Origin of the sequence: Bacillus halotolerans, from assembly GCF_004006435.1 — a bacterium.
GTDB lineage: Bacteria > Bacillota > Bacilli > Bacillales > Bacillaceae > Bacillus > Bacillus halotolerans.
The window spans coordinates 3,324,398-3,338,658 of sequence record NZ_CP029364.1 but is presented as its reverse complement, the minus strand read 5'-3'; the positions used below and the strand labels follow the sequence as shown (position 1 = coordinate 3,338,658).

General features: G+C 44.6%; 13 protein-coding genes. 2 read left to right on the top strand and 11 right to left on the bottom strand.

Going from position 1 to position 14,261, the window contains the following annotated elements; all coding sequences use genetic code 11:
- Nucleotides 1-9 precede the first annotated feature (9 nt).
- Together DIC78_RS17120 and lytS are read right to left on the bottom strand one after the other, a co-directional pair.
- Nucleotides 10-735 (bottom strand): LytR/AlgR family response regulator transcription factor, encoded by a 726-nt coding sequence (locus DIC78_RS17120; RefSeq protein WP_127696659.1) that lies wholly within the window; start codon nucleotides 733-735, stop codon nucleotides 10-12.
- Nucleotides 713-2,494, bottom strand: coding sequence for a two-component system sensor histidine kinase LytS (gene lytS, locus DIC78_RS17115; protein WP_127696658.1), 1,782 nt, complete (start codon nucleotides 2,492-2,494; stop codon nucleotides 713-715). The genes DIC78_RS17120 and lytS overlap by 23 nt, the downstream gene beginning before the upstream one ends.
- A gap of 173 nt (nucleotides 2,495-2,667) precedes the next feature.
- Between lytS and DIC78_RS17110 the strand changes: the two genes are divergently transcribed.
- Complete coding sequence (locus DIC78_RS17110; protein ID WP_127696657.1) at nucleotides 2,668-3,453, top strand: HAD family hydrolase; 786 nt, start codon at nucleotides 2,668-2,670, stop codon at nucleotides 3,451-3,453.
- Nucleotides 3,454-3,492: 39 nt separating this feature from the next.
- On the opposite strand, the gene thrS is transcribed toward DIC78_RS17110, so the two are convergent.
- From thrS to DIC78_RS17065, 9 genes are all read right to left on the bottom strand, one after another.
- Entirely contained in the window at nucleotides 3,493-5,424 is a 1,932-nt protein-coding gene (thrS, locus tag DIC78_RS17105; protein WP_010335257.1) for a threonine--tRNA ligase, read from the bottom strand.
- Nucleotides 5,425-5,821: 397 nt separating this feature from the next.
- Entirely contained in the window at nucleotides 5,822-6,667 is an 846-nt protein-coding gene (gene ytxC, locus DIC78_RS17100) for a putative sporulation protein YtxC (RefSeq protein WP_106022170.1), read from the bottom strand.
- Between the two features lie 78 nt (nucleotides 6,668-6,745).
- Nucleotides 6,746-7,387, bottom strand: a complete 642-nt coding sequence (locus DIC78_RS17095; protein WP_106020244.1) for a TVP38/TMEM64 family protein — start codon at nucleotides 7,385-7,387, stop codon at nucleotides 6,746-6,748.
- Between the two features lie 36 nt (nucleotides 7,388-7,423).
- A complete protein-coding gene (dnaI, locus tag DIC78_RS17090) occupies nucleotides 7,424-8,356 on the bottom strand; it encodes a primosomal protein DnaI (protein WP_024122442.1) in 933 nt (310 codons plus the stop codon).
- 27 nt (nucleotides 8,357-8,383) lie between these two features.
- On the bottom strand, nucleotides 8,384-9,805 hold the full coding sequence (dnaB, locus tag DIC78_RS17085; protein WP_095714233.1) for a replicative helicase loading/DNA remodeling protein DnaB: 1,422 nt from the start codon (nucleotides 9,803-9,805) through the stop codon (nucleotides 8,384-8,386).
- A 113-nt stretch (nucleotides 9,806-9,918) separates the two neighbouring features.
- Entirely contained in the window at nucleotides 9,919-10,377 is a 459-nt protein-coding gene (gene nrdR / locus DIC78_RS17080) for a transcriptional regulator NrdR (RefSeq protein WP_010335260.1), read from the bottom strand.
- 272 nt (nucleotides 10,378-10,649) lie between these two features.
- The gene (gene speD, locus DIC78_RS17075) at nucleotides 10,650-11,030 is read right to left on the bottom strand and encodes an adenosylmethionine decarboxylase (RefSeq protein ID WP_003223584.1); all 381 of its coding nucleotides are present in this window, start codon (nucleotides 11,028-11,030) and stop codon (nucleotides 10,650-10,652) included.
- 237 nt (nucleotides 11,031-11,267) lie between these two features.
- Nucleotides 11,268-12,290, bottom strand: a complete 1,023-nt coding sequence (locus tag DIC78_RS17070) for a glyceraldehyde-3-phosphate dehydrogenase (RefSeq protein ID WP_127696656.1) — start codon at nucleotides 12,288-12,290, stop codon at nucleotides 11,268-11,270.
- 206 nt (nucleotides 12,291-12,496) lie between these two features.
- Complete coding sequence (locus DIC78_RS17065) at nucleotides 12,497-12,877, bottom strand: winged helix-turn-helix transcriptional regulator (RefSeq protein WP_024122445.1); 381 nt, start codon at nucleotides 12,875-12,877, stop codon at nucleotides 12,497-12,499.
- A 183-nt stretch (nucleotides 12,878-13,060) separates the two neighbouring features.
- On the opposite strand from DIC78_RS17065, the gene DIC78_RS17060 reads away from it, so the two are divergent.
- Nucleotides 13,061-14,251, top strand: coding sequence for an MFS transporter (locus tag DIC78_RS17060; protein ID WP_127696655.1), 1,191 nt, complete (start codon nucleotides 13,061-13,063; stop codon nucleotides 14,249-14,251).
- Nucleotides 14,252-14,261: the final 10 nt, after the last annotated feature.

Genomic DNA, 14,261 nt, shown 5'->3' with positions numbered 1-14,261 from the left:
AGCCGCCCGTCAAATATGGAGCAGCTTTTTTAATTCCTTGGCATATGTCCGGCTGACCGGTATTTTCGATCCGTCTTTCATTATCAGGTTATAGGTGGAATTAAACCAAGGCTGTATCTCTTTGATGTACTCAGTATTAACGACAAAGCTTCGATGGACGCGGAGAAAATCAGGTTCCGGAAGCTTTTTTTCAATGACAACGAGCGTATCATTGACAGAATAAGAAGCATCAAAGGTTTTTACATTGACATGGCCACCTTCGGTTCCCGCAAAGATTATATCCTTCGTATCCACAATCACAATCGATTCACCGACAGATAAGGCTAATTTATGCTGGCTGGCATGGCTGGTCTGTTCTGGTTCAGCAATCTCCCGCTTTACCTTTTTATACTTTTTCATTGTTTGCCGAACCCTTTCTTCATCGAAAGGTTTGGTTAAGTAATCGAGAGCGTCCACTTCAAAAGCTTTAAGTGCATACTGGTCATAGGCCGTCGCGAACACAACCGCCGGTGGATGCTTCATATTCTTCAATCGTTTTGCGATATCAAAGCCATTCTCACCGGATAAGTCAACGTCTAAAAACAGCAAATCAGGCTTTTCATCCATCATTTGGTCAAACGCTGATTCAATATTTTCCGCTTCATTGATTTCCAATTCCTCATTTGTCCTTTTAAGCAAATAGGCCAGTTCATCTCTTGCCAGAATCTCATCATCAACTATTAACACCCTGAGCATGTTCTTCTCCCTCTTTCATTTGTTGCATAGGTACTTGAAAGGAAACCTCTGTCCCTTTATGTACCTCACTCTTGATATGTAATGCAGCCTGCTGCCCGAATAAACCGATCAGCCGCTGATTCAGATTATAAAGCGCAGTCCCTGTTCCTTCCTTAGAAGGCAGCGGTTTATTCCCCAATTCCGGCAAGACGTCCGGCGGAATTCCGCGCCCATTGTCCGTGACCTTCATATAGACGGATGACTCGTCAGATAAGACACAAACCGTTACCTTGCACATGTCTTGTTTTTTTGGAAATGCGTGCCGTAATGCGTTTTCAACAAGCACCTGCAAGACAAACGGAGGAATCTCAATTTGTTCCAGCCTGCTGTCAATATCAAGCTCAATCTTATATTTCCCGGGAAAACGCGCCTGTTCTAATGACAGATAGGCTTGAAGATGGTTCAGCTCCTTTGAAAGCGGGATCAGCAGCTGTCTTGCTCCCTGGAGATTAGAACGAAAGTACACGCTAAGCTGCAGCAAAAGCTTACGGGTTTTTTCAACATCTGTCCGGCATAAAGCAGAAATCGTATTGATGGCATTAAATAAAAAATGCGGGTTAACCTGTGCTTGAAGCGCTTTGATTTCCGCATCCTTCAGAAGCTTGCTTTGCAGCTCGGCTTCACCGAGCTCAAGCTGTGTCGAAAACAGCATGGCCAGCCCCTCGGCAAGCTCCTCCTCTACCTGACTGAGGCCGGCCGGGCTTTTAAAATACATTTTTAACGTTCCGATTGTGTTGCCGTTTGATGTCAAAGGCAGTACAATCGCCGCATGCAAAGGGCATTCCGAATGGGTGCATTCAATCTCTTCCTGTGAAGTAGCCTTCATGATACGCCCTGTTTTAATTACCTTTTTAGACAGGCCTGTGATCAGGCTTTTAGATGGGATATGATGGTCCATTCCCGCGCCGACATGCGCAAGTATTTTCTCATTGTCCGTCAGAGATACCGCATCCGTTCCGGTCATCTTATGGATGATGGCCGCTACACTTTTACAAGAGCTTTCATTTAACCCTTGACGGAAAAAAGGAAGCGTCTGATCGGCAATGGTCAGCACCCTGTGCGTTTCAAGCGCCCTTGCCTGTTCTTCCTTGCGAATAATGGCTTGAATAATCGACAGGAAAATAAAGCTGCCTGTTCCGTTAATGAGGATCATCGGAATCCCGATCATGCTGACAAGCTCCCAAGCATCATTGAACGGCTTTGCCATCAGCAAAATAATGACCATTTGCAAGGTCTCCATACCGATCCCGACGAGGGCTGCGATACGCGGTGTCGGCATTCGATAGCGCTTCGTAAAATACCTGCCGATCCACCCCGCAAGAAACCCTGCTAAAACGGATGAGACCGCACAGCTTAAAGCCGTGCTGCCGCCGAGCGAAAAACGGTGAAGGCCTGCTAATAAACCGATTCCCGCTCCTACAAACGGCCCGCCCAAAAGCCCGCCTATTTCCACGCCCAAAATACGGGTATTTGCAATAGAGCCCGACGGATCTATTGTAAACACCCAATCATTATTCACAATCATATGTTTTTGAATTTCGATGCCGGTATAATTGCTGATGATGCTGAAAAGAGAAAAAATAGAAATCAATACAGCTTTTCCTTTGTAGCCCTCCGGATTTTGAAGTGCCTGTCTGAAAAGTTTAGTGTGGGCCAGAATAAATCCCAATATAACGATAATCCCTACCCTTTCCAGCATCATGATCATTAATTGAATCATCTGTGTCACCTGTTCTTTCCCATTTCATTTTATCATTTTTTCGGCAAACCGTTTCATGGCTGACTGTTTTTTTAAAATCGTCTGAAAACATATTTCACAAGACTTTTATCTATTGTAGAATAAACATGAGCCTTTTGGCAGAAAGAATTGAATCTGAAGCAGAGGAGAAGATCATGAAAGCCGTATTTTTTGATTTAGACGATACACTACTTTGGGATGAGAAAAGCGTCAGAACAACATTTGCAGAAACATGTTTACAGGCCGAGAAAAAATATGGTCTTGACCCTGAGGAATTCGAAGCAGCTGTTCGGGAAGCGGCGAGAGAATTGTACATGTCTTACGAGACATACCCTTATACGGTGATGATCGGCATTAACCCATTTGAAGGGCTGTGGTCGAATTTCTCCGAGCCGATCAGTGAAGGGTTTCAGAAGCTGAATAAGATTGTGCCGGAGTACAGACGAAACGCATGGACAAACGGCCTGAAAGCGCTTGGTGTCGACGATCAGGCATATGGTGAATATTTGGGAGAGTTTTTTGCAGCGGAACGCCGAAAACGCCCGTTTGTTTACGATGAAACATTTGATGTGCTTGATCAATTAAAAGGAAAGTACGAGTTGTTGCTTTTGACTAACGGCGATCCGAGTCTGCAAAAGGAGAAGCTCGCCGGCGTGCCTGAGCTCGCCCCTTATTTCAATGAAATTGTCATCTCAGGCGCTTTTGGCAAAGGGAAACCTGATGCTTCTATTTTCGAGCATTGCCTGCAGCTGATGAAGATCCAGAAAGAGGATGCCATCATGGTCGGCGATAACCTGAATACAGACATTTTAGGCGCTTCCAGAGCCGGTATCAAAACCGTATGGATCAACCGGACGGATAAGAAAAATGAAACAGAAGTGACGCCTGATCACATCATCAGCAGCCTTCATGATTTGTTTCCTATTTTAGAACATAAATAAAAAAGCATGATCTCTTACATGAGATCATGCTTTTTTGTATTATTTCTTCGCTTCAGCTACAGCCTTTTTCACAAAATCATCAAGTGAAATGGTTTCAGACTTCTGCTCTCCGTATTTACGGACGTTTACCGCACCGTTTTCTGCTTCTTGGTCACCGACCACAAGCATGTACGGAATTTTTTGCATTTGCGCTTCGCGGATTTTGTAGCCGATTTTTTCATCACGGCTGTCGACTTCTACACGCAGGCCTTCACGCTGCAGGCGCTCTTGTACTTGCTTCGCATAATCCAAATGCACAGCCGGAGAAACCGGGATGACTTGGAACTGAACCGGTGCAAGCCATGTTGGAAGTGCGCCTTTATGCTCTTCGATTAGGAATGCAACAAAGCGTTCCATTGTTGATACCACACCTCTGTGAATAACAACCGGACGATGCTGCTTGCCGTCTTCACCGATATATGTCAGATCGAAGCGTTCAGGCAGCAAGAAGTCCAGCTGAACAGTAGACAATGTTTCTTCCTTGCCGATCGCTGTTTTCACCTGAACATCAAGTTTAGGGCCGTAGAATGCAGCTTCGCCTTCTGCTTCGTAATAGTCATGGCCAATTTCGTCCATTGCCGCTTTCAGCATAGATTGCGCTTTGTTCCACATTTCATCGTCATCAAAGTATTTCTCTGTGTCTTCCGGATCACGATAAGACAGACGGAATGTGTAATCGTGCAAGCCGAAATCTTCATATACGTCCTGAATCAAACGAACTGTCCGGATAAACTCATCCTTAATCTGATCCGGGCGGACAAAGATGTGGGCATCATTCAGTGTCATGCCGCGCACCCGCTGAAGACCTGAAAGCGCACCTGACATTTCGTAGCGGTGCATTGTGCCGAGTTCAGCGATACGAATCGGAAGCTCACGGTAGCTGTGAATATCGTTTTTATAAATCATCATATGGTGCGGGCAGTTCATCGGACGGAGCACAAGTGTTTCATTATCCATTTCCATCGGAGGGAACATGCCTTCTTGATAATGATCCCAGTGTCCTGATGTTTCATACAGCTCTTTGCTTCCAAGCACTGGTGTATAGACGTGTTCATAGCCGAGGCTGATTTCTTTATCGACAATATAGCGCTCGATCGTGCGGCGGATTGTCGCGCCTTTTGGCAGCCAAAGCGGCAGACCTTGTCCGACTTTTTGAGAATTCGCAAACAGCTTTAATTCTTTGCCAAGTTTTCTGTGGTCACGCTCTTTTGCTTCTTCAAGCATGCGAAGATGCTCGTCAAGATCAGCTTTTTTGAAGAAAGCTGTTCCGTATACACGCTGAAGCATTTGATTATTGCTGTCACCGCGCCAATATGCACCTGCAAGGCTTAACAGCTTAAACTCTTTAATTTTTCCTGTTGATGGAACGTGTACGCCGCGGCACAGGTCAAAGAATTCGCCCTGCTCGTAAATCGATACGGTTTCTCCCTCAGGAATCGCATCCAGCAGTTCAAGCTTCAGGTCATCGCCGATTTCCGCAAAGCGGGCTTTCGCTTCTTCACGGCTGACTTCTTTTCGAACGATCGGAAGGTTCGCATTGACGATTTTTTTCATTTCTTTCTCGATTTTCGGCAGATCCTCCGGCGTAATCGCTTCTTCCATTTCTACATCATAGTAAAAACCGTTTTCGATAACCGGACCGACACCGAATTTCACGTCTTTGTAAATGCGTTTAATCGCTTGTGCTAGCAAGTGAGCCGTACTGTGGCGCATAATCTCAAGACCCTCTTCTGATCCTTCAGTAATGATTTCCACAGTGCCGTCTTCGTTGATCGGCGTTTTCAAATCGATTTCTTTTCCGTTCAGTTTTCCGGCTAATGATTTCTTTTTTAATCCCGGACTGATGGATGCCGCGATATCTTCTGTTGTTGTTCCTTTCGCAAACTCCTTGACTGCTCCATCAGGAAATGTGATTTTTACCATATCTGACATCATTGTCACTCCTTTTTTTGCATATAAAAACCCCGCCCCCTATGAAAGGGACGAGGTTGAATAAACGGAATCGTGGTTCCACCCTTTTTTCCGCAAGCCAATACACCGGCATCTGCGGCTCTAAACTCTGTAACGGGAGTTCCCGTCAGCTATTACTGTTCCTTATAAAGGGGGTTCACAGCTGAGGTTCAAAGGCGGTAAAGCGAATGGTCCTTAGCTGGGAAGCTTGCAGCCGTGACTTCCCTCTCTTTAAGCCGGTATCATTCCTTCATGTCCTTATCAGTACGTGTGTCAATCTTAATCTCCTATGTATTATAAATTGTTCGTTCCAAAAAATCAACACGATTGTATTTCCTTTTTTTCAAGCGGCAGCCTTAAGTTTACAGGCTGCCGGCACTTATCCCTCTGAGTGCTTGACCGGTGTTTCAGCGTTTGAAAACGCGTGAAGCGGAAGCATTTGCACACGCTCTTGAAATACGTTTTGAATCGTCCTTACCATCATATGCTCGGGCTGGTCTGTATAGAGAATCACCTCATCAGGCGCGATGGAGATCAGCGGCGCAAGCAAATGGGAGTCAATGTACATGGGATGATCCCGGACAAATCGCCTGTCTATGTATTTCATTTTTTCCCGTTCCGGCACATAGCGCATCTCCCACAGTGTAAATGAACCATCATGGACAATGTGCACCTTTTTAATTCGCGGCGGTTTAGCCATTACATAATCTCTGAGTGTCTGAATAAAGTTTTGGTACTCCTGCTCCATCTTATATTCGTCTATTGCCGCTTCCACAGTTTCTCTAAGCTGTTCGTAGTACTGTCCGAGGCGAAAGGTTTGAAAGGAACGAATTGAAAATACCCCGTCCTCTAAACAAATCGTTTGGAGCTCATCTAAAATACACTGCTTGCGCGGCGGCTTCATCGGTTCAAACGGAAGAACATCAGCTTCTCCTTCTATAATACTGTGTGCGAGCTGAAGGATTTGCTGCTGCTCATCCTGGTCCGTGAAACAATACGTCTCTTCAATCAACGACAGCATATGCTCGTCTTCTTTGCAATCTAAAAAAAACTTGACCAGAATCGGCTCCATAAAACCCTGAATAGAGAAAGCCGGCTCAGCTTTTTCAATCCCGATTTTTCGTATGCCTTCACGGACAATGATGTTTTTCCGATCGTCCGAATGCTGAATGAGATGTAAAAAAGCGGCTGTATCATGGTCATCTTCAAAGATTATTTCAAGCATGTTTGTCCCCCCTTACGGCATCTGTTACAAGTATATGGGGGATGTTTTTAAAATAGACGTAAAGGTCACCGGCAAATCTTAATTTGATTCTTGAAACAAGCTTTGCATTTTCTTTCTGAAGATAAATGGCAGCGTCATAAAAATGATATAAAATCCGAGGACGAGAAAGAAGGCGGGCAAATTGCCCGTGAAAAAGCTTGCTCCCAGCACGTTCAGCGCAACGGTCCCAGGGATGATTCCCGCAGCCGTCGCCGTAAAATATGGGAGCGGCTTGACATTAGAAAGCCCTGCCGCATAGCTGACGAAGTCAAAATTAATCGGAAGAATCCGCAGAAGAAAGATATAGAAAAAACCGTTTTCTTCCATCTGTTTCTGGATATTTTCCAGCCTTTCGTGATGGCTGTTGGTTTTTGCCGCCAACAGACCGGCTGCAAAAAATGAGACAGCCGAAGCGCACATCGACCCGAATAGTGTGTAAAGCGTGCCGAGAATCGGGCCAAAGGCCAGACCGCCCGCAATAGAAATAACTGATACCGGAAATAATACAAGCGGTCTGACGATCGATATCCCGATAAAGATAAGCGGCGCAAAGATGCCAAATGATAAAACCCATATCCGGATTTCTTTCGGAGATAGATTTAAATACCTTTTATTTGCCCAAAAAATCAAGCCTGCTCCCGCAAGCACTGCCAGCCATTTAACAGCCGTTTTAAGTTTCATACCCTCAGTTCCTTCCCCTTTGAACCGCAGCGGTTATTAATGGCGGCGGTTTTCTCCGTCAAGACGGATAGGAGCAGCCAGATATAAAATCCGCTCCATTAATCTTGCCGCTTTCACTTCTTCCTTTTCTCCCCTTTGCGAATACGTAAAATGATGTTTCAGCTCATCAGGCGAGAAATTAGAAGAGAAGAAAGTCGGCAGCTGCTGGGACATTCTGTGCTGAAGCACTGTTCCGATAACTTCATCCCTGACCCAGCTCGTCATCGATTCTGCTCCGATGTCGTCGAGCATCAATACAGGCGTGGTTTTTACCATGTTCAGCTTTTCTTCCAACGAATGATCTTGAAGCGAATTTTTCAGCTCTCTGACAAATTCGGGCACATAGACGATCATGGAGGAATACTCTTTTTCCGCCAGCTCATTGGCAATAGCGGCTAGCATAAAGGTTTTTCCTACACCGAACTTGCCGTACAAATATAATCCTTTCCCTTTTCCCGTCTCATTATAGCTTTTCAGAAAATCCGTGACATGCTGGAACATTGCAAGTCTGCTCGGATCATTAATATCAACCTGCTGGAACGTCGCTCCGAGAAGATCCTGCTGAATATACATGCTTTTCATGAGAGACTTCTGTTTTTTCTGCTGATCGAGCTTTCGTTTGACCGGACATTCGTAATACTCGATATCAATAGAGCGGCCGGTCATCACAAGCTTCGGATGGTAGCCCTCCAACAGATTATTGCTGTTTTCGTCTTCTGAACAATAAGAGCAGTGCTTGCTCTGTCCAATATATTCATAAAGCTTATTTAAGCTTCTTTCAATCATTTTTTGATCGATGACGTCTTCATTTTCCTTTAAAAATGCCTGAACGTCTTGATCCTTCATCACTTTTTCCTTCATTTGTTCAAGACGCTTTTGGAAATCCGGTCTGCCGGTTACGCCCTGCAGGGAACGGCTGATTGGTTCCATGTATTACTTCACCCCGCATCTCTGCTCTTAATAGGCAGAGTATTTTTTCAGTTTTTTCATTTCTTCCATCATCTTTTTCTTCTGTTCTTCCAAGTCCTGTTCATGCAGCATTTGCTGTCCGGTTTCAGAATCGGAAGCCGTTTTCTTTTCTTTCATCCAGTCAGGAAGTTTTTCTTCGCGAATCACTTTTTGATTTCGTTTAGAAGATTGGCTCGTTTTCCCTTCAGCCCATTCGAGATACTGGCGGTTTTCTTCTATGGCAAGCTTCATCGCTTCTCTGACCGTTTTGACTTTTTTGCGCGCCCAATGGGAGGCAATTTTTTGTATATAATTTTTCGACAGCTTCATGTCGGTTTTCAGCATGACGTAATAAATCAATACATTTGTGACGCCTGGCTCCAGCTTCTGTTCAAACATAATTTCTTCTATAATTTTTAGATCTGCTTTTGACGGTTCGGTTCCGTCCGCGATATCCTGAAGAAGCTTTTTCGGTGAGATGACCTCCAGCAATGCGATCAGCTCACTATCCAGCGAATCCTCTTCTGCCGCTTTTCCGCCTTCACGCAGATGTACCGGCTGTGTTTTCTCCACTAAGTCCGGCAGCTGTCCGTTCCTCTCGATTTGGTACCAGTCGCTTGCTGCTTTTCTTAAAGCTTCGGTGGTAATCACTTCATGCTCATCGATCGCGCTCATGACGACATTTTGCATCTGCAAAGGATCAATGCCGTACAAATAAGAAAGCTTTTTAATCGTTTCCCGCACCTGCTGTGTCATTGCTTTTCTTGGAATCATCGTCTCCGAAAGCCCCGCTAAAAACAAATCAAAATCGAACACATCCTCTGTAACGGTATAGGACGGAGCCTGTCCGACAGTTGTATACTCCCTTCCCGTCGCAAGTCTCACCGTTTCCTCCATATCGGATGTGAGCTTCCATTCACTCGGCTGCAGTGATTCAAACGCATGATTAAACGGCCTTGTAATTTCTTTGGCGTCTTCTGAAATCGCCGGATGCGTAAAAAATTGTTTTAACTGCTGATATTTTGTTTTTCCGACTCTGTTATACAGGAAAACGTTCAGCATGCCGTCTTCGAAAAATTCATTCGGCCGCAGCGGCGGCAGCAGTTCATATATAAAGAGGCGCTCCTGCCGCTCGGATTCTTTCATATATACTTTTAGCAATCCGATGCCCTCGAGCTTCCCCTGTTCCTGATGGATCGTTTTCAAATTGGACTGGGTCATTCCCATCAGCTGTCTATGTGTGGATTCTCCGCCCCACAGACGGTTTTGTTCAAGTTCTCCCCACAATGTCATATAAAGAGAGAATGCAACAGGGCCGATTAAGGGCTGGTACAGTTGTGTAATAATTTGTCTGTCAATATCCTGCAGCATTGATTTGCTTTTCACCACATAAGGGTCTACAGGCAGTACATCTTTCCAGTAGTCAGCCATACATTCTCAAACCTTCCGATTATGTTTCTACCTCTCATTTTACACCGTTTCGAATATCTATCAAATGCCAATTTTGCACATGAGAAAAGAGCTAGAAGAATCCTTTTAGCTCTTTAACGCTCTTTCTTTATTAAATCTTTTAATTCATCGATAAAGACATTAATATCTTTAAACTGCCTATAGACGGACGCGAACCGCACGTATGCGACTTCATCAACCTTAGCCAGGCGATCCATGACCATTTCTCCGACGAACTCGCTTTTCACTTCGGAACAGCCTTGATTGCGCAGTTCTTTTTCAATGTCAAAACACATATCTTCCAGCGTTTTGAGTGAAACAGGCCTTTTTTCACATGCTTTAATAAGGCCGCGCAGCATTTTTTCCCTGCTGAATTCCTCTCGCACGCCTTCTTTTTTTACAACGATGAGCGGGGTTTCCTCCACTTTCTCAAAGGTAGTAAAGCGGTAATGGCAGGCTTCGCATTCCCGTCTTCTGCGAATGGATTTTCCGTCATCCACAGGCCGTGAATCGAGGACTCGCGTTCCGTTATGCTGGCATGAAGGACATTTCAATAAAATCAGCTCCCAACTATTTCGTTCCCTGCAATGTATATTCGGCAGCCTCCGGCTATAAGTGTTGTGACAGGCATCTGTCGGGAGAGCCGTTGTTTAGGCTGTGTCTAACAGCATCAGGCGGTTTATGACATATCTCTTTCTTATTTTACAAAAAAAACGGAAAAAGAAAAAGCTAGCCGCCCCTGTTTGTTCATAAAAATAAAAGGAGCATAAGCTAAAAAGCGCGTAACGGCTTTCTAGCTCCAGCTCCCTTTGTGTTCGTGTTTACTTTATAGTACTTTCGCTTGCGCCTGTTTAATCTGCACAGGGCCCATTCCTCTTGGTATTTCAATGTTTTCTCTTGTATCAGCATGTAATGCCTCTGCAATGTAGTCAGCAGCGACATTAGGATCTAAGTCTCCACAAGTATAAACATCAATGCTTGCATATCCGTGCTCAGGAAAACTGTGAATCGTTAAATGTGATTCAGAAATAATAACGACTCCGCTTACGCCCTGCGGTGCAAATTTGTGAAATGCAACCTCGCGCACCTCAGCTCCTGATTTTAAAGCAGCATTTACAAACGTTTTTTCAATAAAATCCATGTCATTCAGCTTATCAAAATCGCATCCCCATAGCTCGGAGATAACGTGACGCCCCATTGTTTCCATAGTCATGGACCCCCCTTAACAAGAATTAAAAAGTGAAGTTCCAACAACTGGGTCGGCTATTTACCACGGGGGAAAGTTAGTCCGGAGAGGTCCTAACCCTTTAAGTAATCCCGAAACAGTCTCAAGCAAGAAGTTCACGAAAAATAGTATACTGTGTTTAAGTCTAATTTGCAAGAAGCGTTTTTTCAGAAATATGCTGTTAAGGGTTTTTTCTTAAATTGTGTCCATGACCTTATTCTATACAGCAGATGGATGTTTCATTCGTGCCGCCACATGGCGGATGAGATCAACTACTCTGCATGAGTAGCCCCATTCATTGTCATACCATGCGAGAACCTTTACTTTCCTGTCTTCCATCACCATTGTCGTAAGCCCGTCAATAACCGCCGAATGCGGATTCGTATTATAATCTGTCGACACGAGCGGTTCATCCGAATAATCAAGCACTCCGTACATTGACGTTTTGGCAGCCTGTTTGAATGCTTCGTTTACCTCTTCTGCCGTTACATCCGTTTTCAAGTCGACAACAAGATCAACTAATGAGACGTTCGGTACAGGGACACGCAATGCGAGACCGTGAAGTTTTCCTTTCAGGTGAGGCAGAACAAGCGAAAGCGCCTTTGCCGCTCCTGTTGTCGTCGGAATGATGGATTCACCGCATGCCCGGGCGCGGCGCAAATCTTTGTGCGGATTATCAATATTTTTTTGATCGTTCGTATAAGCGTGCACTGTCGTCATTAGACCGCTCTCAATGCCAAATTCATCATCAAGCACTTTCACAACCGGTGCAAGGCAATTTGTCGTGCATGACGCGTTTGAAATAATGACGTGGCGTTCAGCATCAAATTGGTCTTCATTAACACCCATCACAATGGTAACGTCTTCATTTTTCCCCGGAGCGGTCAGAATGACTTTTTTCGCGCCCGCTTCAATATGTCCCATCGCTTTTTCTTTTGAATTAAACTTCCCTGTTGCTTCAACGACAATGTCAATATCATATTCCCGCCAAGGCAGCTGTTGCGGATCACGGCTGTTTAACAAGAGTACTTTTTTTCCATTCACAATCAGACTGTCTTCTCCAGCCTCAACCTCTTTGTCGTACCGTCTGTGATTTGTGTCATACTTTATTAAATGAGCCAGCGTTTCAGCCGAATAGCTGGCGTTAATAGCCACTACTTGAATTTGATCGTCTAACATTGCTTTTCTAAAGACCATTCTTCCGATTCTTCCAAACCCGTTTATCGCTACTTTTACCTTCACGTTGGTCACCCCTCATCAATTATGTCATTCTAAATTGTTGTCATCTGAAATTAGTATAACACATTAAAAAGAATTCGCCAGTACATATTGATAAAAATCAACGATTATAACGCTAATTTATGATGTATCATACGTTTTCTTGCACACAATATGAGGATAAAGAATCAAAAAAGCAGCCAGCGCTGCGCACTGCCTGCTTTATTTTCTTATGATTCCTGTTTCAATTTATCATTGAGCACACTTTCTTCTAATACAGAGAAAGTATCGCCGTATACCTTGTTGATATGATTTGCTCCCCAATCGCAGAGCATATCTAAAATGCCTTCTAAGCTGCGGCCGTATTCACTCAGTTCGTATTCCACTTTAGGAGGAACCTGATTGTACACGATACGGTTAATGACACCGTCAGCTTCCAGCTCACGCAGCTGCTGGGTCAGCATTTTTTGAGTGATATTCGGCATTAAACGCTTTAACTCACTTGTTCGTTTTTTTCCGTGTGTCAGGTGGCATAAAATCACGCATTTCCATTTCCCGCCTATTACTTCAAGAGTCGCTTCAACTGAAATGTTATATTTTTTCTTCTCCATGCGGTTCACTCTCCTTACAGGCACCAAAAAGTGACTATAGCACTTAAAAGTACGTACTTTTCTTTTTTGATGATATCTTTCATAATCACATTTGCCGGCTGAATTGAATCTGCTCTTTTATTTATATAGCTTGTTCGGCAGAATTTCAATCATACAACACATAACAGAAAAGGAGGAACTTGAATGACTTCAGCCAATAAAAGCAGCATTCCTGCACTTCTGGCTCTCGCCATTAGTGCATTCGCGATAGGGACAACTGAATTTATCAGCGTCGGCCTTTTGCCGTTAATATCTGATGATTTACACATTCCTGTAACAACAGCAGGATTGACCGTTTCGCTATACGCACTGGGTGTTACGTTCGGCGCGCCTATTTTAACGTCATTAACCTCAAGCATGTCACGAAAGACGCTATTGCTTTGGATCATGATCATTTTTATCGCCGGGAATACGATGGCCGCGTCGGCCTCAAGCATCGGGATTCTTTTAACAGCACGTGTGATATCCGCTTTTTCACACGGTGTGTTTATGTCGATCGGCTCGACGATCGCAGCTGATCTTGTCCCTGAAAATAAAAGGGCGAGTGCGATTTCCATTATGTTTACAGGACTCACCGTCGCAACAGTAACCGGAGTTCCTTTCGGCACGTTTATCGGCCAACAGCTCGGCTGGCGGTTTGCCTTTATGGTTATTATCGCCGTCGGCATTATCGCTGTCATTGCAAATGGCATTCTTGTCCCTTCCAATTTACGAAAAGGGACGAAAACAACGATGCGGGATCAATTGAAGCTTGTGACAAACGGCCGTTTACTGCTTTTATTTGTCATAACAGCTTTAGGATACGGAGGAACATTTGTTGTGTTCACTTACCTGTCTCCCCTGCTTCAGGAAGTGACGGGCTTTAAGGCCGGCACTGTAGCCATTATCCTGCTCGTATACGGAATTGCCATTGCCATCGGCAATATGATTGGCGGGAAACTGTCCAATCGAAATCCGATCGCCGCGCTGTTTTATATGTTTATCGTACAGGCGCTCGTCCTGTTTACGCTAACATTTACGGCTCCTTATAAAATTGCTGGCCTCATTACGATTCTCTTTATGGGCTTGCTGGCCTTTATGAATGTGCCCGGCCTGCAAGTATATGTCGTCATGCTGGCTGAACGTTTTGTACCGAGCGCAGTAGACGTAGCATCCGCGATTAATATTGCAGCATTTAACGCAGGAATTGCCCTAGGATCTTTTTTGGGAGGCGTGATTACCGATTCCATCGGGCTGATTCATACCGCGTGGATTGGAGCTTTAATGGTAGCAGGAGCCGTCATCTTAACAGGCTGGAGCCGCCTTCTGGAAAAACAGGATCGGCAGGCAGCCTAACATTTCAATA

Coding starts and splice junctions, on each gene's coding strand:
- DIC78_RS17120 (WP_127696659.1), bottom strand. CDS start 735: ATGCTCAGGGTGTTAATAGTTGATGATGAGATTCTGGCAAGAGATGAA.
- lytS (WP_127696658.1), bottom strand. CDS start 2,494: ATGATTCAATTAATGATCATGATGCTGGAAAGGGTAGGGATTATCGTT.
- DIC78_RS17110 (WP_127696657.1), top strand. CDS start 2,668: ATGAAAGCCGTATTTTTTGATTTAGACGATACACTACTTTGGGATGAG.
- thrS (WP_010335257.1), bottom strand. CDS start 5,424: ATGTCAGATATGGTAAAAATCACATTTCCTGATGGAGCAGTCAAGGAG.
- ytxC (WP_106022170.1), bottom strand. CDS start 6,667: ATGCTTGAAATAATCTTTGAAGATGACCATGATACAGCCGCTTTTTTA.
- DIC78_RS17095 (WP_106020244.1), bottom strand. CDS start 7,387: ATGAAACTTAAAACGGCTGTTAAATGGCTGGCAGTGCTTGCGGGAGCA.
- dnaI (WP_024122442.1), bottom strand. CDS start 8,356: ATGGAACCAATCAGCCGTTCCCTGCAGGGCGTAACCGGCAGACCGGAT.
- dnaB (WP_095714233.1), bottom strand. CDS start 9,805: ATGGCTGACTACTGGAAAGATGTACTGCCTGTAGACCCTTATGTGGTG.
- speD (WP_003223584.1), bottom strand. CDS start 11,030: ATGGAAACAATGGGGCGTCACGTTATCTCCGAGCTATGGGGATGCGAT.
- DIC78_RS17065 (WP_024122445.1), bottom strand. CDS start 12,877: ATGGAGAAGAAAAAATATAACATTTCAGTTGAAGCGACTCTTGAAGTA.
- DIC78_RS17060 (WP_127696655.1), top strand. CDS start 13,061: ATGACTTCAGCCAATAAAAGCAGCATTCCTGCACTTCTGGCTCTCGCC.